Consider the following 20,374-nt stretch of genomic DNA (forward strand, 5'->3'; position numbering starts at 1 on the left):
CCCAGCGCGGCCAGGGCACGCGCCAGGCCCGACCATGCGAAAACGTCAGAGCGGAGGGAATCCTTCGGCGAGGCCGCGATCTGCCGCAGCGCGGCCCAGCGATTGCGACCCGAGTTCCGGCTTGGTGGGCAGGACGCCAGCGTCGCGTGCGGCGCCGTCTGCCAGCCGATCGATGGCGCGGGCCTGCACATCTGGTTCAAACGCATGCCAGCCATCGCGGCCCAAACGCTCCATCGGCCGATAACGGACCTTGTACTGCATGCGTGCCGATCCCTCGACCCAATAGCCGAGGTAGACATAGGGCAGGCCGATCCTCTGTGCGTGGAGGATGTGATCGAGAATGATGAAGTTTCCAAGCCCGCCGCGCGTTTCGTGATGTGGATCGTAAAAACTGTAGACCATCGAGAGGCCATCACCCTGTTGATCCGTCAGGCATGCCCCCACGAGTTTGCCCAGGCTGCCATCGGCAGTGGGCTCCCTGTATTCAATTACATAACTCCTCACCGACGTATGTTCCACCATGTCCGCGAAGTCCATCTCGTCCATGGTGGCCATGCCGCCGCCCGGATGCCGGGCAGCGAGGTAACGTCGCAACAGGTCGAATTGTTCCGCAGTGGACCAAGGTTTGCAAGCCGTGACGACGAGATCGCCATTGCGGCGCAGATCGCGACGCTGCGTGGCCGAGGGACGGAAGGCGCCGGCCACCACCCGCACCGAAACGCAGGCCTGGCAATCGGTGCAACTGGGCCGATAGGCCACCGTCTGGCTGCGGCGGAAGCCGATCCGGCTGAGCGCGTCGTTCAATTCCTCGGCACCCGGCCCCTTGAGCTCGGTAAACACCTTTCTCTCCTGCCGGCCGGGCAGATAGGGGCACGGCGCCGGGCTGGTGACGAAAAAGCGGGGGAAGCGGACAGGCGCAGTCACGGCCAGAGCAATTCCTTGTCGCGCACCGGCCCATCCGGCGCGCGTCGTGCCCACGACCGTGCCCCGGCACGGCCCTGGGTTAAAGCCCGTTAACCACGAAATCTGGCCAACCGACAAGCCTGGCCGCCCATTTCGGAGCGGATTTCGCCGCCGTGCCGCCGTCCCGTGCCAAGGCAGGACAGCCTGCCCGGCACGGGTTAACGGATCAGGCGAGTTCGACCTGGGTCACATCATAGCCGCGCGTGCGCAGCGCCCGCACCAGCAGGTCGATCTGCTCGCGGTTGCGCGCCTCGCATTCGATTTCCGCAGTCAGGCCCTTGGCCGGCAGCGAGGTGAAGATGCGCTGGTGCCACACTTCCAGGATGTTGACCTGGTGGCGGTTGAACTCTTCCACCACGCTGTAGAGCGCGCCGGGTCGATCCTGCAACACGATGCGCAGGCGGCCAAGGCGGCCCGACCGCGCCAGATCGCGCAGCAGCACATTGGCCAGCAGGCGCGTGTCGATATTGCCGCCTGTCAGCACGATGCCCACCTTGCGCCCTTCGAACATGGCGCGGTTGGCGATCACGGCGGCGAGCCCGGCTGCACCTGCCCCTTCCACAACGGTCTTCTCGATCTGGAGCAGCAGGGCCACGGCGGATTCCAGCGCGGCTTCGTCGACCAGCACGATATCGTCGACCAGCGTTTCCAGTACCGCCGAGGTAAACGCGCCCGGCTCCTTCACCGCGATCCCTTCGGCCAGGGTATCGCCGCCGCAGGGCAGGCTCTGGTGCTTGAGCTTGTCGTACATCGACGGGAACAGTTGCGCCTGCACGCCGACCAGGCCGATCCCCGGCTTCATCGCGCGCGCCGCCGTGCCCATGCCCGTGAGCAGCCCGCCCCCGCCGATCGGCACGGCCAGCATGTCGATCTCGGGCACGTCGGTCAGCATTTCCAGCGCCACGGTGCCCTGCCCCGCCGCCACGGCCGGATCATCGAACGGGTGCACGAACGTCAGCCCGCGCTCGGCTTCGAGCTGGCGCGCATGGGCATAGGCTTCGTCGAACGTTTCGCCTTCCAGCACGACGTTGCCGCCGACGCTTTCGGTCTGCATGATCTTCACCGCCGGCGTGGTGCGCGGCATCACGATCGTGACCGGCACGCCCAGCCGCGTGCCGTGATACGACAGGCCCTGGGCATGGTTGCCGGCCGACGCGGCGATGACCCCGCGCGAACGCTGTTCTTCGGTCAGCAGCAGAAGGGCATTGAGCGCGCCGCGTTCCTTGTAGGCGGCGGTGAATTGCAGGTTTTCGAACTTGAGGTAGATCTCGGCGCCGGTGATCCGGCTCAAGGTCTGGCTATGCAGCGTGGGGGTACGCACCACCTTGCCCATAATTCGTCCGGCCGCCGCGTGAACGTCGGCAAGGGACAGCAGGGCTTGCGCCGGCTGTGGGACGAGCTTGTGGACAAGGTTTTCCATAGTGAGGCTCCCCCTAATGCAAAGGGCGGCGCAAAGAAACCGTTTCCGGAGACGCGCGGCACCCCCTTGGGAGGGCTGGCACGACCGCATAAACCGGTTAAACAACCCGCATGACCGAACCACTCACCATCTCCTGCATCGGCCTTGGCACCATGGGCGGGCCCATCGCCCGCCACCTGGGCCAGGCAGGCCACCGCCTCACCGTGTTCAACCGCAGCGATGCCCGGCGCGAAGCCTGGCTGGCCGCCAACCCCGGCCTGGCCGCGCGCGTGGCCGGCAGCCCGGCCGAAGCCGCCGAGGGCGCCGACGCGGTGATTACCTGCGTGGGCAACGATGATGACCTCGCCGATGTGGTGCTCAGCCCGCAAGGCGCCTTTGCCGGCCTGCGCCCCGGCGCGGTGCTGATCGACCACACCACGGTTTCGGCCCGCATCGCCCGCCAGATCGCGGTGGAAGGCCGCGACAAGGAAATCCTGTGTGTCGACGCGCCGGTCACCGGCGGCCAGTCCGGCGCGGAAAGCGGCACGCTCTCGATCATGTGCGGCGGCAGCGACAAGGCGATTGCCGCCGCGCGGCCGATCCTGGCCGCCTATGCCAAGCGCGTGGTCCATGTCGGCAAGTCCGGCGCCGGGCAGACCACCAAGATGGTCAACCAGATGTGCCTGGCGGCGACGATCGCCGGTCTGTCCGAAGCGATGCGCTTTGCCCAGGCGGCCCATCTTGACCTTGGCAAAGTGTTCGAGGCGATTTCCGGCGGCGCCGCGCAATCCTGGCAGATGGACAACCGCTGGGACACCATGGCCGACGATTCGTTCGATTTCGGCTTTGCCGTGGACTGGATGCGCAAGGACCTTGGCCTGGCCATCGAGGAAGCCCGCGGGCTGGGGGCGAGCGTGCCGACCACCGCGCTGATCGACCAGTTCTATGCCGACGTCCAGGCGCTGGGTGGCGGCCGCCAGGATACCAGCGCGCTGATCCGTCGCCTGCCGCTGCGCGGGCAGAAGCCCGCATGAAGCGCACACTGATTGCCGGCCTGCTCGCCGCCGTTGCCCTGCCCACTGCGGCCCATGCCGGCCAGGCCCCCTCCACCGACACGCTGGTGGACAATGTCCATGGCGAGACGATCGGCGCCGATGGGCAGGTGGAGCCGGTGATCGGCCTGCTGTTCGACCGCAGCGGCGTGATCCGCCAGGTGTTCCACCCCGGCGACAAGCTGCCCAGGAAGGGCTTTGGCTATCACGTAGATGGCCAGGGCCAGGTGATCCTGCCCGGCCTGATCGACGCGCATGTCCATGTCATGGAGCTGGGGCTGGCCGCCCTGACGCTCGATCTTTCGGCCACGCGCTCCCTGCCAGAAGCGCTTGACGCGATCCGTGCCTATGCCGCCGCCCATCCCGATCGCACCTGGATTACCGGGCGCGGCTGGAACCAGGAGCAATGGGGGCTGAAGGACAGCAGGGGGCAGAGTCGCTATCCCACGGCCGCCGAACTCGATTCGGTGGTGGGGGACCGGCCGGTGTGGCTGGAGCGGGTCGATGGCCATGCCGGCTGGGCCAACAGCGCGGCGCTGAAAGCCGCCGGCATTACCGCCGCCACCAAGGCGCCCGATGGCGGCGCGATCGATCGCCGGCCCGATGGCACCCCGGCGGGCGTGCTGGTCGATGCGGCCATGGGCCTGCTCACCCCGCGCCTGCCCGCGCCGCGCGCCGCCGATCGCGATGCCGCCCTGGCCAAGGCGCAATCGCTGCTGTTCCAGCGCGGCGTGACCGCCGTGGCCGACATGGGCACCAGCATCGAGGACTGGCAGGCCTATCGCCGCGCCGGGGACAAGAACCAGCTCTATGTGCGGATCATGGCCTATGCCATGGGCATCGACCAGATGGCGCTGATTGCCGGGGGCGAGCCGACGCCTTGGCTCTATGCCGACCGGCTGCGCATGGGCGGGGTCAAGCTGTTCATGGATGGCGCGCTCGGTTCGCGTGGGGCCTGGCTCAAGGCGCCCTATGCCGATGCACCGGGCACGCGGGGCCTGCCGCGCATGACCGACACCCAGCTCGGCAACCTGATGAGCCGCGCCGCGATGGACAATTTTCAGGTGGCCGTCCACGCCATCGGCGACGCTGCCAATGCCGCTGTGCTCGCCTCGATCGACGATCTTTCCGCCACCTACAAGGGGGATCGCCGCTGGCGCGTGGAGCATGCCCAGATCGTCGATCCGGCCGATATCGCGCGCTTTGGCCGCAACGGGGTGATCGCCTCTATGCAGCCGGTGCACGAAACCTCGGACCGGGTGATGGCAGAAGCGCGGCTCGGGCCGCAGCGGCTGGCCGGCGCCTATGCCTGGGCCTCCATCGCCAAGGCCGGGGCGCGGCTCGCCTTTGGGTCTGATGCCCCGGTCGAAGCGCCCGATCCCTTTGCCGGAATTGCTGCCGCGATCAGCCGCCAGGGGCCGGATGGACAGCCCGACGGCGGTTGGCAGCCGCAGGAAAAGGTCACGCCGGCCCAGGCCCTGGCCGCCTATACCACCGGCGGTGCCTATGCCGGGTTTGCCGAGGGCCGCTTTGGCCGGCTGGCGCCGGGGCTGCGCGCCGATTTCATCCTGGTCGATACCGATCCGCTGACCGCCACGCCCGATGCCATCCGCCACACCAGAGTGCGCGAGACGTGGGTGGGCGGTGGCAAGGTCTGGCCCGCCGATGCCGAAAATCCGCCGGCCGACAAGAACGGAAACCAAAAGGGCTGATGGCCGTTACATCGGCCGACGCGGAAGGTGCCGGGTTCCCCCCTCATCCCGGCGCTGCGTTGCCAGGCCCGGTTGCTATGGTCGTCGGTGTTGTCCCCTCGCACCGAATTACGACCTGATCCGGGCACGGCCATGCGGGCAGCGGAAAAATCCCGCCGCGCATGCGAATTCCCCTCAATGCAAGAATATGGTGGGGGCCAGCGATGGCCCCCACCCCAATCCTTTTAACGCAGGCGCGTCAGGGCAGGAGTTGCGTGGGTTCACCCACCGGCTGCGCGGCGGCAGCGGCAGCCGCAGCGGCTTCCTCGGCCTCGGCCCGTGCCTTTTCCTCGGCATCGGCCTTTTCGGCAAAGCGCATCACGATCAGCGTGCCTTCGAACAGGATCAACAGCGGAATCGCCAGCATGAGCTGCGACACCACGTCGGGCGGGGTGATCAGCGCGGCCAGCGCGACGATGCCCACGATCACATAGCGGCGCGCCTTGACCAGCGCTTCGCGGCTGACGATCCCGGCGCGGTTGAGCAGCATCAGCAGCACCGGCAGCAGGAACGAGACCCCGAACGCCAGGATGAACTGCATCACCAGCGCAAGGTATTCCTCGATCCCGGGCAAGGCTTCGAGTTGCAGGCCGCCCTTGTCCCCCTGGAAGCCGACGAACCATTTGAACGCGGTGGGCATGACCACGAAATAGGCAAGGCTGGCGCCCATGCCGAACAGGATCGGCGTGGCGATCAGGAACGGCAGGAACGCCCGCTTTTCCCGCGCATAGAGCCCCGGCGCGACAAAGGCCCAGAGCTGGTTGGCGATCACCGGGAAGCTGAGCAGGAAGCCGGAGAACAACGCCACTTTCAGGTTCACGAAGAACGCGGAATAGAGCTTGGTATAGATAAGCCGCCCATGCCCGGCGGGAAACGCCAGGCTCAGCGGATGGACCAGGATCGCCAGGATCGTGTCGACGAAATAATAGCTGATCGCCGAGGTGAGCGCGAGCGCATAGACACAGCGCAGCAGGCGGGTGCGCAGCTCGATCAGGTGGTCGAGCAGCGGGGCCTGGGTTTCATCGATATCGCGAATCTGGATCACGGCTGGCCCGGTTCTGTGGGGTTGTGTGCGGCAACCGGCGCGGCCGCGTGGCCTTCGTCGGCCGGTTGCGGGCCGCGCGGACGCTCGCCCCGGCTCTCCACCGGCAACAGCTTTTCAGGCGGCGGCGGGAGTGGCGCGGGATCGGTCGGCGCGTGGGGCGCCAGCACCGGATCGACCGGATGAGCCGGCACTTCTGCGGTGGCGGCATGCGGCGTTTCGGCAGCGCTCGCCGCTGCGCTCTGCGCCATGATCTGCGCGTTCTGCTCCTGCCACTTCTTTTCCATGTCGGCCAGTTCCGCTTCGCGGATCATGGTTTCGATTCCGGCGCGGAAGTGGTTGGAAACCCGGCGCATCTTGCCGATCCAGCGGCCAGCGGTGCGCAGCGCCAGCGGCAGATCCTTGGGCCCGATCACCACGATCGCCACGATGACGACCAGCAGCAGTTCGGACGGCGCGATATCGAACATCGATTATCAGCCCTGCGTTATGGGGCCGATCAGGCCTGCGGACCCTGCTGGTCGGTCGGCTGCTGCACCGGCTGTTGGGGCGCCACCGGCGTGACGGGCGGCGGGGTCTGCTGGATCTGCGCCGGGGGCGGCGTGACGGGAGGATTCGCCTCCTCGTTCATGCCCTGCTTGAAGCTTTTGATACCCTTGCCGAAATCGCCCATCATTTCGGAAATGCGGCCACGGCCGAACAGAATCAACACGACCAGCGCCAGGATGATCAGGTGCGGTAGAGAAAGGCCACCCATTTCAAATTCTCCTTTGCGTGCCCAGATAGGGGAAGTTCCGCCACTTCGCCAGCGGTCCGTGCGGATTTGTGTCGTTTAGGCGGCGTGGACAGATTCCGCAGCGCCACGGCTGGAGGCAAAAACCGCCAGTTCAAGGAGGCGAGGAAGCGTAATATCGGGAATATTGCGCGACGAGCCGACGCGGAAATGGCGGTTTTTGGTCCAGCCCCGCAGGGGTTGCCCTGTAAAAGGCCCTGGCAGCGTTGCTCGTCCTTGAGCCGAAGGCCAGCGTAGCTAAAGAGGCCCACTCCTCCTGCGTCCTCACGCCTCGCCAGGGCCTTTTACAGGGCAACCGTGGTGTTGCGGAATCTGTCCACGCCGCCTAGTCCGCTTGATCGACCTCGTCCGCCTCGTCGGCAACGCTCTCGTCGTCGCGATTGCCGGTCAGCACGGCATAGGCCTCGTCCACCGGATCGAGCAGGCCCGCCGCGCGCAATTCGCCGATGCCGGGCAGATCGGCCCGGCTGGCCAGGCCGAAATGGGTGAGGAACGCAGGCGTGGTGGCATAGATCGTGGGCCGGCCCGGCACTTCGCGCCGCCCGGCCACGCGCACCCAGCCTGCCTCCATCAAGACATCGAGCGTGCCCTTGGCGGTCTGCACGCCGCGAATGGCCTCGATCTCGGCACGGCTGACGGGTTCGTGATAGGCGATGATCGCCAGCGCCTCGGTCGCCGCGCGCGACAGGCGGCGCACCTCTTCCTTTTCCCGGCGCAGCAGGTGCGCAAGGTCTGGCGCCGTCTGGAAATGCCAGCGCCCGCCGCGTTCCACCAGGTTTACCCCACGCGCCGCATAGTGCGCGGCCAGTTCGGCCAGCGCCGGGCGCACGTCTGCCCCGCCGAGATGGCGCGAAATCTCGTCCGCCCGCAGCGGCTCCTGCGCGGCAAACAGCGTGGCTTCCACCGCGCGCAGCAGATCGTCGAGCACGCTCATGGCCGGGCCGCCGGCAGCGGCCGGATCAGCAATGGGCCAAAGCATTCGTCCTGCACCAGTTCCACCCGCCCCTGCTTGGCCAGTTCCAGCGCCGCGAGGAAGCTGGAGGCGAGCGCCGAGCGCGCCAGTTGCCGGTCGGTGTCGCTGGTGATCGCCATCGGCGGCAGAAAGGCGCGCAAGTCCCGCCATTCCAGGCTCGCGCCAAGCAGCGCGGAAATGCGCGCCAGGGCAGCATCGAGCGTCATCACCGGCCGCTCGCGCACCATGTGCACCACAGGGCGGTTGCGGTGCTGGATCTGGCCATAGGCCTGGATCAGATCGAACAGGCCCGCCTGCCAGCGGGAGCGCCGCGCCAGGCTCAGGCCTTCGGGCGCGCCACGGGCAAAGACATCGCGCCCCAGCCGGTCCCGCGCCATCAGCCGCGCGCCCGCCTCGCGCATCGCGCCCAGCCGTTGCAGCCGCAATTGCAAACGTAGCGCCATTTCTTCCGGGCTTGGCTGCATGTCGGGATCGCGCGGCAGCAGCAGCAGCGATTTCAGGTAGGCAAGCCAGGCGGCCATCACCAGGTAATCGGCCGCCAGTTCCAGCTTCAGCGCCTCGGCCCGTTGGATATAGTCGAGATACTGGTCCACCAGTTCGAGGATCGAGATCTTGCGCAGATCGACCTTTTGCCGCCGCGCCAGATCGAGCAGCAGGTCGAGCGGCCCTTCCCAGCCATCGAGATCGAGGTAGAGCGCCTCGTCAGCCGAAACAGCGCCGGAAACCTCTGGAGGCAGGCCATCCCACAGGTCTTCGTCGGAAAGCGCTGCCCCCTCGGCCATGGGTCAGGCCAGTGCGAGCAGCGTGTCGCGTCGCGCGACAAGGTCCGCCTGCAACGCCGCATCGCGCGGCACGGCAGCCGCCGCCGTGGGCCCCAGCGCGCGATCGAGCCGGGCGGCAGTCTGCTCGCCCATCGGGGCCAGCGCTTGGGCAATGCCGATCATGTCGGGCATTTTCGCCCAGCAGTTGAGCGCCAGGTCGCACCCGGCCGCCTGCGCCCGCGCCGCGCGTTCGGGCACGGTGCCGGTCAGGGCTTCCATGTCGAGATCGTCGGTCAGCAGCAGCCCGTCAAAGCCGATACGCCCCCGGATGATCTCACCCACCACGAAGGGCGACAGCGTGGCGGGAAGATCGGCATCCCACGCGGTGAAGCGCAAGTGCCCGGTCATGCCGATGGCGGCGTGGGCCAGTGCCTGGAACGGCGCCAGATCCGCCGCAAGCTCGGCCTCGCTGGCGGTGACCAGCGGGGTTTCCTTGTGGCTGTCCACCAGCGCCCGGCCATGGCCGGGCATGTGCTTGATCACCCCGGCCACGCCGGCGCGGGCCAGGCCATCGAGCACGGCGCGGCCCAATGCCGCCACCCGCTGCGGCTCGCGCCCCAGCGCGCGATCACCGATCACGTCGTGCGCGCCGGGCTGGCGCACATCGAGCAGCGGCAGGCAATCGACGCTGATGCCCGCTTCAGCGAGGTCCATAGCCAGGGCCTGCGCATTGGCGCGCGCTGCCTCGATCGCGCTGGCGGGTGCGACATCATAGAGCCGGTCGAAGGCTTCGCCGGTGGGATAGGGCGCCCAGACCGGCGGCTTCATCCGCGCCACCCGGCCGCCTTCCTGGTCGATCGAGATCAGCAGCCGGTCGCGCCCGTGCAGAGCGCGCAAGCTATCGGTCAGCGCGCGCAACTGCTCGCGGCTTTCCACGTTGCGGCCGAACAGAATGTAGCCAGCCGGATCGGCGTCCTGGAAAAAGGCGCGCTCGTCAGCGGTGAGAACGGGGCCGGAGAGGCCGAAAATGGCAGGAAGCATGGCCCCTGCCATCCCGAAATTTGCCGGCCATGGCAAGCCCTCCCGCGCGCAGGGCGGGGATGGCGGCGCTACTTGTGCAGTGCCTTGGCCAGCGCCTGGACCACGGCCGGCTCGGTCGCGGCCACGATCCGGTCCACCCCTTGCGCGTTGGGATGGAGATGATCGGGCAGTTGCAGCGACGGCTGGGCCAGGATCGGCTGAAGGAAGAACGGCACCAGCGCGGCATCGTACTTCTTCGCCAGCGACGGCCAGATCGGGTTGAACGCGGCAACATAATCCTGCCCCATGTTGGGCGCGGCGAGCATGCCGGTGAGCATCGCGGGAATGCCCCGCCGCTTGAGTTCGGCCAGGATCGCATCGAGATTGGCGCGCGTCTGCGCCGGGGGCAGGCCGCGCAACATGTCGTTGCCGCCCAGCCCGACCATGACCAGCGCCGGCTTTTGCGGCTGGTTGTCGAGCGTGAAGGCCAGCCTTTGCCGCGCGGCGGCGGTGGTATCGCCTGAAACCCCGGCATTGATCACCCGCGCTTTCACGCCCGCAGCGTTAAGCGCGGCTTCCAGCTTGGCCGGATAGCTCTGCCCCGCTTCAAGCTGGTATCCGGCATAGAGACTGTCGCCAAAGGCGAGGATCACCGGGGCATCGGCCGGAACCGATGCAGACGCGGTCGGGGCGGCGGAGCGGGTTTCCAGCGGATCGGGCGCCTTTTGCCCCGAGCAGGCCGCCAGCAGCAGGATCGACAGGACGGCAGGACCAAGAGCGCGCATCGCATTTCCCAAAAAGGCAGTCGGCCCATCATGTCGTTGGTGGAATGGCCGGTTGCAAGAGGCTGGCGGTCTATGCCACTTCGGAGCAGTGACAAGCCCTGCCCCGCTCATTTCCGCCCGCGCGCTGACCCTGTCCCTGGGCCGCGACGCTGCCCGTGTCGATATTCTCAAGGGGCTGGACCTGGACGTGATGGCCGGGGAGACGGTGGCGCTGCTGGGCTCCTCGGGCTCGGGCAAATCGTCACTATTGGCCGTGCTGTCCGGGCTGGAACGGGCCAGCGGCGGCGTGCTGTTCGTGGCCGGGGCGGATTTCGCGACGCTGGAGGAAGACGGGCTGGCCACGGCCCGACGCGGCCGCATCGGCATCGTGCTCCAGGCGTTTCACCTGCTGCCGACGATGACCGCGCGCGAAAACGTGGCCACGCCGATGGAACTGGCCGGCATGACCGACGCCATGAGCCGCGCCGAAGCGGAATTGGCCGCCGTCGGGCTGGCCCACCGGCTCGACCATTATCCCGGCCAGCTTTCGGGCGGGGAGCAGCAGCGCGTAGCCATTGCCCGCGCGCTGGCGCCGCGCCCGGCCCTGCTGTTTGCCGACGAGCCGACCGGCAATCTGGACGCTGCCACCGGCGCCGCCGTGGCCGACCTGCTGTTCGACCGCGCCCGGCAAGCCGGGGCCACGCTGCTGATGGTCACGCATGATGAAGCCCTGGCGCAGCGCTGCGGGCGCATCCTGCGCCTGGCCGATGGGCGCATCGCCAGCGACGAAACGCGATGAGCACGGCCCCCCGCGCGGATCGCGGCCAGTTGGGCTGGCGCGGGGCCTGGACCCTCGCCCGGCGCGGGCTGGACTGGAAATTCCGTGGCCTGCGCATCCTGGTCGTGTGCCTGGTGCTGGGCGTTGCCGCGCTGGCGGCGATCGGCACCCTGACCGAGGCCGTGCGCGGCGAACTCGATCGGCGTGGGCAGGCCATGCTGGGCGGGGATGTCGAGGCGGAAATCGCCGGGCGCCAGGCCTTTGCCGCCGAGCAGGCCGCTTTCGCCCGCGCCGGGCGCTTGTCGATCGGGGCACGGATGCGCGCCATGGCCACGGTGCCCGGCGCCGATGGCACCGCCGTGCCGATCGAACTCAAGGCCATCGATCAGGCATGGCCGCTCTATGGCACGTTCACGCTGGCCGATGGCCGCGCTGCCGGCGCCCCCAACGCGCGCACCGCCTGGATCGCGCCGGGCGTGGCCGAGCGGCTGGGCGTGGCGACCGGGCAGAGCCTGCGCATCGGCCAGGCGACTTTCCGCATCGGCGGCGTGATCGGCGACGAGCCCGACCGGCTGGGCGAAGGCTTTGCGCTTGGCCCCACCGTGATCGTCAGCCGCGCCGGGCTCGATGCCACCGGCCTGGTCCAGCCCGGCGCCATGGTGCGGTGGAAATACCGCCTGCGCCTGCCCGCCTCCACTCCGGCGCAGAGCGTGGCCGACGCCCTGACGCACAAGTTTCCCGATGCCGGGCTGGAACTGCGCACGCGCGACAAGGCTTCGCCCGGCCTGGATCGCTTCGTGTCGCGCATGGGGCAATTCCTGGCGCTGGTGGCGCTCGCCGCGCTGCTTATCGCCGGGATCGGCATCGGCAATGGCGTGGCCTCTTACCTTGAGGCGCGGCGCGGCGCGATTGCCACGCTCAAGATCCTGGGCGCGACCGGGGCGGACATTGCGCGCATCTATCTCTTGCAACTGGGCCTCGCCACGCTGCTGGCGATTGCCGTGGGCCTGCTGCTGGGCCTGGCTGCCACGCCGCTGATCGGGCTGGCGCTGAAAGACCTCTTGCCGATCCCGGCCGGCCTGGTGCTGGCGCCGCGCGCGCTGGCCCTGGCGGCCGTGCAGGGTGCGCTGATCGCCGCGACTTTTGCCGCGCCGCCGCTGCTGCGGGCGCGGGCGGTTCCGGCCATGGCGCTGATGCGCGGACGCCTGGTGCCCCCGCGCGAGGGCTGGCGCGCCCGCGCCCTGGCCATGGGGCTGGGCCTGGCCGCGATCGCCGCCATTGCCGTGGCCGGGGCGGAGCAGCCGTGGCTGGCGGCCGGGTTCCTGGCGGCGGCGGGCGGCGTGGTGGCGTTGCTGGCGGGTCTGGGCTGGGCGCTGGTGCGCATTGCCGCGCGCCTGCCGCGCCCGCGCGCGCCGATCGCACGGATGGCGCTGGCCAACCTGCACCGCCCCGGCGCGCAGACCGGCGCGCTGGTGACGGCATTGGGCTTTGGCATGGCGGCGTTCGTGCTGCTGGCGGGCGTGCAGACCAGCCTTGATGCCAATATCGCCGCGCGTGTGCCACAGCGCGCGCCCGATTACTTCGTGCTGGACGTGCCGCCTGCTGGCCTTCCCGCCTTCCGGCAGGTCGTGCTCAAGGCGGCACCAAGTGCGCGCATCCGCACCGTGCCGGCGATGCGCGGCGCCATCGTCGCGTTCGGCCCGCCCGGTCACATGATCCGCGTGGCCGATCTGGCCCGCATTCCCGACGATGCCTGGGCGCTGCGCGGCGATCGCGGGCTGACTTTTGCCGATGCCCTGCCCGAAGGGAACGTGCTGACCGCCGGGCGCTGGTGGCCGGCCGGCTATCGCGGCGAACCGCTGGTCTCGGTGGATGAAAAGCTGGCCCAGGCCATCCACTTGAAGCTGGGCGACAGGATCACGGTGTCGCTGCTGGGGGTGGAGCGCAGCGCCAGGATCGCCTCGTTCCGGCGGATCGACTGGGACAGCTATGGCTTCAATTATGTGCTGGTGTTCAGCCCCAATGCGCTGGCCGATGCGCCCTACAACCTGGCGGCAACGATCGAGCTGGGCCCGGACAAGGGCAAGCCGGCGGTGTCGCGCGCGATCCTTTCGGGGCTGGTGCGCGCGCTGCCGTCCAGCTCGGTGATCGAGGTGGGGCCGGTGCTGAGCCAGGCGCGCAGCATCCTGGGGCAGATGGCCGTGGCGATCTTTGCCGCCGCCAGCGTGGCGATCCTGGCGGGCATGGCCGTGCTCGCCGGCGCCATCTCCGCCGCGCGGGCGCAGCGGCAATATGATGCCGTGGTGCTGCGTGTGCTGGGCGCGGGCTCTGCCCAGTTGCTGCTGCTGGTTCTGGCCGAGCAGGCACTGCTGGCGCTGCTGCTGGGCGGCGTGGCCCTGGCCCTGGGCACGGCCGGCGCCTGGGCGGTGGTGACGCAACTGTTCGATTTTGCCTGGCTGCCGGGCTGGGGCACGATCCTGGCCGTGCTGGGCGGCGCGCTGGCGCTGGTCATGGCGATGGCCCTGGGCGGTTCAGTCGGCGTCTTGCGCACGCGGCCCGCCCAGGCCCTTCGCGAGCTGTGATCAGCGGAAGACGTCAACCTCATAGGGGTTCTTGGGATCGGGGCCATAGCGGTTGGGCCCGCGCGTGCCATCCAGGCACATGAACACCAGCAGCGCAAACCAGCCCAGGATCGGCAGGAAAATCAGCAGGATCCACCAGGCCGAACGGTCGATGTCGTGCAGGCGGCGAACCCACACGGAGAGGCTGGGAATGAAATTGACCAGCGCGAACAGCCCGGAGATGGCATCGCCCACGCCGTTGAGCTGGGTGTTGATGCCCACCGACCAGCCCATGGTGGTATAGGCCGTGCGCCCGAACAGCACCGTGATCGCCAGGTTCACCAGGAACCCGAACAGCGCGAACATCCAGTATTCCTTGCGCCGCGATCGCCCGGAAAACTCGAAGTAGCGGCGATAGGGCAACAGCATCCAGTTCATCGCAAGTCTCCAGGCAGGAAGGTCAGCCGAACACGTCGGTCAGATCGGGATTGATCGGATCGGGGCCAAAGCGGTTGGGCCCCGCCGTGCCCGGCAGGCACATGAACACGAGTGTAATCAACCCGCCCACGTAGGGAATGGCGCCCAGCAAAACATACCAGCCCGACTTGTCCTGATCGTGGAAGCGGCGGACCGACAAGGCCAGGCCCGCCCAGAACCAGCCAACTGCCGCAATCATGGCCAGAAGCGTGAGCAGCAGCGTAACCGGATGCGACCACGGCAGCGCCCCGCCATCGCGCGGTGCGAAGGCAACGATCAGCCCCATGATCAATGCGATTTGCGCGATCAGCAGCACATGAAACATCCAGTATTCCAGCCGCCGCGAACGCCCGTTGAAATCCAGCATCCGTTTGTAGGGCAAAATCATCCACTGCATCTGCATCCCCCCGTTTCAGAGGACGCAGACAGCCAGAAAAATATCGAAAAGACAAGAAAAAGGGGGCCGCAAAGCAGCCCCCTCAAGTCTTGCGCTTCGCGTCCGGGTTAGAAGCGATAACGCACCGATGCACCATAGGTGCGCGGCTGGTTGGTGTAACCCGAAATCCCCAGGGGCTGGGCCACCGAATCGAAAATCTTGGTCAAAGTGCGGTTGTCGGTCAGATTGCGGCCCCACACCGTCAGGTCCGTGCGCGCCGCCAGGATCACGCCCAGCGCTGTGTTCACTTCGTTCACCCGCCGCTGGTATTGCGCCGAGGCGGCAATCGCGGCGGCGGTGCCCAGGCTGAGGAAGCCGGGCAGTCCGTCTTCCATCGTCACCGGGCTTTCATGGTGGAAATCGGCGCGCACGAACAGGCGCGCAGAGCGGCCCAGGCGATGCTCGTATTGCCCGGCCAGCGTGAACGACAGCGCCGGAATTCCCGCCGGGCGCCGACCGGAGAGATCGCCCACGGCCGACATCGCGAAATCCTGATAGAGCGGATCGAGCCAGGTGGCGCTGCCCGACAGCACCAGACCCGCTGCGGGTCGCAGCGCGGTTTCCAGTTCCACGCCGCGCACCCGCTCCTTGCCGGCGTTGACCAGGGCGAACCCGGTGCCGGTGAAGAGGTTGGACTGGAACCCGCTGATCGTCTGCTGGAACACGGCCAGGTTGGCCGTGGCCAGGCCCCATTCGGCCTTGAGCCCGAGTTCGTAGACGGTGGTGCGCTCCGGCCCGGCAAAGCGCGTGGCATAAGTCTGGTTGACCTGCGCCAGCCCGGCAGCCTCCAGCGCGGCCTGGTCCGAGGCAAAGGGCCGGCTGTCGCGCGAGAGGTTGATCGAACTGGCCTTGAACCCGGTGGCATAGCTCAGATAGCCGCGCAGATGGGCGGTCATGGCCAGCATGGCACGGGCCGTCCAGGTCACGCGCTGGTCATGCGTGCGGCCCGGCTCCACTGCATTGGGCAGGTTCACATAGGCCGGAAACAGTTGCAGGCTGCGCAGCGGCGCCAGCGGATTGGCCGAAGGATTTTTGGCATTGGCCGCCGCGCGCCCGAGCACGGCGGCATAGCCCTGCGGATTGGCCTGGGCAAAGGCGGCAACGGCCGCGGCATCGCGCGGGTTGACGTCCTGCGCGCGCAGGCCGGCGGCGGTCAGCAACTGCTGGCGGAACGGGGCATAGGCGCGCCCGTCCAGATCGACCCCGGCAAAGACGTCGCTGCTTACACCGGCCATATCATAGCGCTTGGTATCGCTGGTGAACGCCGCCCCGCCGGTCAGCGTGACGCCACCACCCAGCTTGAGATCGGCTTGAAAGTACGCGGAAAACGCCTCGTTGCGCAGGCGATAGCGTTCGTTGGAACCCTGCCCGCTGGCAAAGAAGCGCCCGGCATAGCGCGTGGGATCGCCTTCCAGGCTGCCCAGCACCTGCTCCAGTTGCGGCACGCTCAGCGCCCCGCCACTGGCCTCCTGCACCAGCAGGTTGGCATAGGCGCGCATATCCTGGCCAAAGGCGATGGCGCTGCGCTGGTCCAGCGTCTCGTTGAAGTAATAGACGCCGCCCACCGCGTTGAACGGACCGGGCAGATCGGTCGCCACGCGCAGTTCTTCGGTGAAAGTCGAAAGCTTGAGATCCTGCGCATTGCGCGCCAGCATCTGGCCGCTGGAGAAATCCGAATCCTGGTTGGTGGCCGAGGTCAGCCGCCGCCAGGCCGAGATCGCGGTGATCTTGACGCGATCGAGCTTGTAATCGAGCTGCCCGGAAAAGCCGTAGTTGGCGATGCGGTTGGTCGAATCGAAATTCCACCAGGCCTGGTCAGCATAGATCGCATCGGGGGCGTTGACCTTGCCGCCCACGGCCAGCACTGCCTGCGTGGCGGCAGAGGGCTGCACGTTGACCGGCGCGCAGCACACCTCGTTGATCAAGCCGTAATCGCCGATCACGCGCAGCGACAGATCATCACCCGGCTGCCACAGCGCCTGGCCACGCACGAACCAGCGGTTGCGCCCGTTGCTGCGATGCCCGGTGTCGGGATCGACGATGGTGCCATCGCGGCGGTTGCGCCCGGCAGCAAGGCTCACCGCCAGGGCATCGGTCACCGGGCCGGTGACCAGGCCCTTGAGCACCAGCGCGTTGTAATTGCCCCAGCTTGCCTCGAAATCGCCGCCGGGCTTGAACTGCGGCAGGCGGGTGATGATCGAGATCACCCCGGCCGAGGCGTTCTTGCCGAACAGCGTGGATTGCGGCCCGCGCAGCACTTCCACCTGGTCCACATCGGGCAAGTCGGCGATCTGGGCCGCCGTGCGCGAGCGATAGACGCCATCGACGAAGACACCCACCGACGGCTCAATGCCGCTGTTGTTGGCCCCGTTGCCAAAGCCGCGGATGTAGATGTTGACGTTGGCCGGGCTCTGCAACTGCTGCATCGAGAGCGACGGCACCAGGCTGGTCAGATCTTTCAGATCGCGAATCTGCGCGCGGGCGATGGCCTGCCCGCTGGCCACGCTGACTGCAACGGGCACATCTTCCAGGCTGGCATCGCGCTTGGTTGCGGTGACGATGATTGCGTCGTCCTGCGCGCCGGTTGCCGCTGCCGCGCCATCCGCTGTCGCGACCAGGGCATGGGCCGATGGCGTACAGACAAAGCCGGGCGCCATCAGCGCCAGAGCCGACGCGGCCTTGCGCGCGGAACGCCGGTCCCGTCGCGGCGCCCCTACCGCCTCGTTCTGATTGCCGGAAATTCCCATGTCTTGCTGATATGCGCGCCCTTTGCCGGCCCGGCGCGCGACACCCCCCGTGCCTGCCCGCCGGGCCGTGTGCCCTAGCTAGCGCGGATATATTCGGCCATAAACCGCAATCCGCTCCTTTCTCGGGCATTTCCGCCCGATCCGGCGGTGATTTGACGGCACTGTGGCCGCAGCGCCACATCGCCGGGAACGGGTCTTTTGCCAGCCGCTCTTGTGGCAACGCACAATAACGAGTAAGCGCGCGCCCAAGTGCGGCCCGAACCGGGAAGACGGGATTTTCCCCAAACGGCTGCCGCAAGCCCATATCCCGGTTTCCGAAGAAAGCCTTTCATGTCTCTGCCCTTGCGCAATATCGCGATCATCGCCCACGTCGACCACGGCAAGACCACGCTGGTGGACCAGCTTTTCCGCCAGTCCGGCACGTTCCGCGACAACCAGCGCGTGGAAGAGCGCGCCATGGATTCCAACGACCTGGAAAAGGAACGTGGGATCACCATTCTGGCCAAGTGCACGTCGGTGGAATGGACCAACCCGGCCAACGGCGAAACGACGCGAATCAACATCGTCGACACCCCCGGCCACGCCGACTTCGGCGGCGAAGTGGAACGCATCCTCTCGATGGTCGACGGCGTGATCCTGCTGGTCGACAGCTCGGAAGGCGCGATGCCGCAGACCAAGTTCGTCACCGGCAAGGCGCTGGCGCTGGGCCTCAAGCCGATCGTGGTGGTCAACAAGATCGACCGCCCCGACGGCCGCCCGCAGGAAGTGCTCGACGAAGTGTTCGACCTCTTCGTCAGCCTCGATGCCAACGACGAACAGCTCGAATTCCCGGTGCTCTACGCCTCGGGCCGCAACGGCTATGCCGGCACCGACGAAACCGTGCGCGAAGGCAACCTGCTGCCGCTGTTCGAAAAGATCGTCAGCCACGTGCCCGCGCCCTCGCTCGACACCGAAGGGCCGTTCAGCTTCCTGGCCACCCTGCTCGATCGCGACAACTTCATGGGCCGCGTGCTGACCGGCCGCGTCCAGTCGGGCACGATCAAGCTCAACCAGCCGATCCACGCGCTCGACCGCGATGGCAAGGTGCTGGAAGTGGGCCGCGCCTCCAAGATCCTCTCGTTCCGTGGCCTGGAGCGCGTGCCGGTGGAAGAAGCGCGCGCCGGTGACATCATCGCGCTGGCCGGCCTGGAAAAGGCCACCGTGGCCAACACCGTGGCCGATCCTTCGGTCACCACCCCGATCGAAGCCCAGCCGATCGATCCGCCGACCCTGGCGATGCGCTTCTCGGTCAACGACAGCCCGTTTGCCGGCCGCGAAGGCGACAAGGTGACAAGCCGCATGATCCGCGACCGCCTGATGCGCGAAGCGGAAACCAACGTGGCCATCCGCGTTACCGAAAGCGCCGACAAGGACAGCTTTGAAGTGGCTGGTCGCGGCGAATTGCAACTTGGCGTGCTGATCGAAACGATGCGCCGCGAAGGCTTCGAACTGGGCATCAGCCGCCCGCGCGTGCTGTTCGGCACCGACGAGAACGGCCGCACCGAGCCGTATGAAACCGTGCTGGTCGACGTTGACGACGAATTCTCGGGCACGGTCGTGGAAAAGATGCAGCGCCGCAAGGCCGAGCTGACCGACATGCGCCCCTCGGGCGCGGGCAAGACCCGCATCACCTTCTCCGCCCCCTCGCGCGGGCTGATCGGTTATCATGGCGAATTCCTGTCCGACACGCGCGGCACGGGCATCATGAACCGCCTGTTCGAGAAGTATGGCCCGCACAAGGGCGTGATCGAAGGCCGCCAGAACGGCGTGCTGATCTCCAACGCCACGGGCGAAGCCGTGGCCTATGCTCTCAACAGCCTGGAAGAGCGCGGCGTGCTGTTCGTGCGCCCGCAGGACAAGGTCTATGAAGGCATGGTGATTGGCGAAAACGCCAAGCCCGACGATCTCGAAGTCAACCCGATGAAGTCCAAGCAGCTCACGAACTTCCGTTCGTCGGGCAAGGACGATGCGATTCGCCTCACCCCGCCGCGCATCATGACGCTGGAACAGGCAATCGCGTATATCGATGACGACGAAATGGTCGAAGTGACCCCGCAGACCGTGCGCCTGCGCAAGGCGATCCTCGACCCGAACGAGCGCAAGAAGGCCAGCCGCAAGAAGGAAAACGCCTGATTTTCCTCGCCTTGCAAGGGCGATGACCAACGACAAAAGGGGCGCTCTGGCAACGGGGCGCCTTTTTTTTTCGTGCCGGCAAGAGCCTGAACAAAGGTTTCATCGGCGGTTCAGCGCATGTTGCATAAGGTTTCTCTCAACAAGGCCCGCTGTGAGCATGAGGCTCTTTTGGACAGAACGGCGGGTTGGAGACGAGCCATGAAGCTGATGAGCAAGGTTCTGCTGGCGGGCGCCCTGGGCGCCACCGTTATGGCCACTGCCGCCCCGGCAGAGGCCCATGGCTGGCATCGCGGTGGCGATGGTGCCGGTCTGGCGATCGGCGCGGGTATCCTCGGCCTCGCCGTGGGTGCCGCGATCGCCTCGGACCATCCGCACCGTGGGTACGTGGTGGAAGAACGCTATGCCCCGCCGCCCCCGCCGCCGACCTACTATTATGAAGGTCCGGCCTATTACGGCGGTTATTACGCACCCCCGCCGCCCCCGCCTCGCACTTACGTCTATCGCGAAGTCTATCGCAGCGGCCCCAGCTATTACGGCTATGGCTACGGCTACAACCGCTGGCATCGCGGCTGGTAATTCCGGCTTCCATCCTGATCGGCGCGCCCGTCGGAACCTGTCCGGCGGGCGCGTTCTCTTGTGCGGCTGGGGCCATTTGCAGCGGGCCTCTCGCCATCCTGTCCTGCGC

At 67.5% G+C, this 20,374-nt stretch carries 18 protein-coding genes; 6 read left to right on the forward strand and 12 right to left on the reverse strand.

Annotated elements, in window-relative coordinates:
* Positions 1 to 45: 45 nt before the first annotated feature.
* Both IE191_RS06315 and IE191_RS06320 read right to left on the reverse strand, forming a co-directional pair.
* Positions 46 to 924 carry an arginyltransferase gene (locus IE191_RS06315; protein ID WP_191323600.1) on the reverse strand — a complete coding sequence of 293 codons (879 nt, stop codon included), beginning with the start codon at positions 922 to 924 and terminating at the stop codon, positions 46 to 48.
* 205 nt (positions 925 to 1,129) lie between these two features.
* The gene (locus IE191_RS06320; RefSeq protein ID WP_191323498.1) at positions 1,130 to 2,383 is read right to left on the reverse strand and encodes a threonine ammonia-lyase; all 1,254 of its coding nucleotides are present in this window, start codon (positions 2,381 to 2,383) and stop codon (positions 1,130 to 1,132) included.
* Positions 2,384 to 2,493: 110 nt separating this feature from the next.
* Between IE191_RS06320 and IE191_RS06325 the strand changes: the two genes are divergently transcribed.
* Positions 2,494 to 3,396 (forward strand): NAD(P)-dependent oxidoreductase, encoded by a 903-nt coding sequence (locus tag IE191_RS06325; protein ID WP_191323499.1) that lies wholly within the window; start codon positions 2,494 to 2,496, stop codon positions 3,394 to 3,396.
* A complete protein-coding gene (locus tag IE191_RS06330; RefSeq protein ID WP_191323500.1) occupies positions 3,393 to 5,126 on the forward strand; it encodes an amidohydrolase in 1,734 nt (577 codons plus the stop codon). Before IE191_RS06325 ends, IE191_RS06330 begins: the two co-directional genes overlap by 4 nt.
* A gap of 238 nt (positions 5,127 to 5,364) precedes the next feature.
* Here the strand turns inward: IE191_RS06330 and tatC are convergent, their stop codons facing one another.
* From tatC to IE191_RS06365, 7 genes are all read right to left on the reverse strand, one after another.
* Positions 5,365 to 6,210 (reverse strand): twin-arginine translocase subunit TatC, encoded by an 846-nt coding sequence (gene tatC / locus IE191_RS06335; RefSeq protein WP_191323501.1) that lies wholly within the window; start codon positions 6,208 to 6,210, stop codon positions 5,365 to 5,367.
* Positions 6,207 to 6,677, reverse strand: coding sequence for a Sec-independent protein translocase protein TatB (gene tatB, locus IE191_RS21010; protein WP_229815138.1), 471 nt, complete (start codon positions 6,675 to 6,677; stop codon positions 6,207 to 6,209). The genes tatC and tatB overlap by 4 nt, the downstream gene beginning before the upstream one ends.
* A gap of 29 nt (positions 6,678 to 6,706) precedes the next feature.
* Entirely contained in the window at positions 6,707 to 6,964 is a 258-nt protein-coding gene (locus IE191_RS21015) for a Sec-independent protein translocase subunit TatA (RefSeq protein WP_229815139.1), read from the reverse strand.
* A gap of 361 nt (positions 6,965 to 7,325) precedes the next feature.
* The gene (gene scpB / locus IE191_RS06350) at positions 7,326 to 7,934 is read right to left on the reverse strand and encodes an SMC-Scp complex subunit ScpB (RefSeq protein ID WP_191323601.1); all 609 of its coding nucleotides are present in this window, start codon (positions 7,932 to 7,934) and stop codon (positions 7,326 to 7,328) included.
* Positions 7,931 to 8,755, reverse strand: a complete 825-nt coding sequence (locus IE191_RS06355; protein ID WP_191323502.1) for a segregation and condensation protein A — start codon at positions 8,753 to 8,755, stop codon at positions 7,931 to 7,933. Before IE191_RS06355 ends, scpB begins: the two co-directional genes overlap by 4 nt.
* A gap of 3 nt (positions 8,756 to 8,758) precedes the next feature.
* Positions 8,759 to 9,775 carry a beta-N-acetylhexosaminidase gene (gene nagZ, locus IE191_RS06360; RefSeq protein WP_191323503.1) on the reverse strand — a complete coding sequence of 339 codons (1,017 nt, stop codon included), beginning with the start codon at positions 9,773 to 9,775 and terminating at the stop codon, positions 8,759 to 8,761.
* A 68-nt stretch (positions 9,776 to 9,843) separates the two neighbouring features.
* Positions 9,844 to 10,539, reverse strand: a complete 696-nt coding sequence (locus tag IE191_RS06365; protein WP_191323504.1) for an arylesterase — start codon at positions 10,537 to 10,539, stop codon at positions 9,844 to 9,846.
* An 88-nt stretch (positions 10,540 to 10,627) separates the two neighbouring features.
* Here IE191_RS06365 and IE191_RS06370 point away from each other — a divergent pair, with 88 nt between their 5' ends.
* Both IE191_RS06370 and IE191_RS06375 read left to right on the forward strand, forming a co-directional pair.
* Positions 10,628 to 11,317 carry an ABC transporter ATP-binding protein gene (locus IE191_RS06370; RefSeq protein ID WP_191323505.1) on the forward strand — a complete coding sequence of 230 codons (690 nt, stop codon included), beginning with the start codon at positions 10,628 to 10,630 and terminating at the stop codon, positions 11,315 to 11,317.
* On the forward strand, positions 11,314 to 13,878 hold the full coding sequence (locus IE191_RS06375; protein WP_191323506.1) for an ABC transporter permease: 2,565 nt from the start codon (positions 11,314 to 11,316) through the stop codon (positions 13,876 to 13,878). Before IE191_RS06370 ends, IE191_RS06375 begins: the two co-directional genes overlap by 4 nt.
* Here IE191_RS06375 and IE191_RS06380 read toward each other — a convergent pair whose 3' ends face one another.
* The 3 genes from IE191_RS06380 to IE191_RS06390 form a co-directional block, all read right to left on the reverse strand.
* On the reverse strand, positions 13,879 to 14,295 hold the full coding sequence (locus tag IE191_RS06380; protein ID WP_191323507.1) for a DUF805 domain-containing protein: 417 nt from the start codon (positions 14,293 to 14,295) through the stop codon (positions 13,879 to 13,881).
* Positions 14,296 to 14,317: 22 nt separating this feature from the next.
* Entirely contained in the window at positions 14,318 to 14,701 is a 384-nt protein-coding gene (locus tag IE191_RS06385; RefSeq protein WP_229815140.1) for a DUF805 domain-containing protein, read from the reverse strand.
* 137 nt (positions 14,702 to 14,838) lie between these two features.
* Positions 14,839 to 17,517, reverse strand: a complete 2,679-nt coding sequence (locus tag IE191_RS06390; protein WP_191323509.1) for a TonB-dependent receptor — start codon at positions 17,515 to 17,517, stop codon at positions 14,839 to 14,841.
* Positions 17,518 to 17,847: 330 nt separating this feature from the next.
* Between IE191_RS06390 and typA the strand changes: the two genes are divergently transcribed.
* Positions 17,848 to 19,689: a translational GTPase TypA gene (typA, locus tag IE191_RS06395; RefSeq protein ID WP_191323510.1), complete on the forward strand. Its 1,842-nt coding sequence runs from the start codon at positions 17,848 to 17,850 to the stop codon at positions 19,687 to 19,689.
* 198 nt (positions 19,690 to 19,887) lie between these two features.
* Complete coding sequence (locus IE191_RS06400) at positions 19,888 to 20,265, forward strand: hypothetical protein (RefSeq protein WP_191323512.1); 378 nt, start codon at positions 19,888 to 19,890, stop codon at positions 20,263 to 20,265.
* The last annotated feature ends 109 nt before the right edge of the window (positions 20,266 to 20,374 follow it).

Origin of the sequence: Novosphingobium pokkalii (genome assembly GCF_014652855.1) — a bacterium.
GTDB lineage: Bacteria > Pseudomonadota > Alphaproteobacteria > Sphingomonadales > Sphingomonadaceae > Novosphingobium > Novosphingobium pokkalii.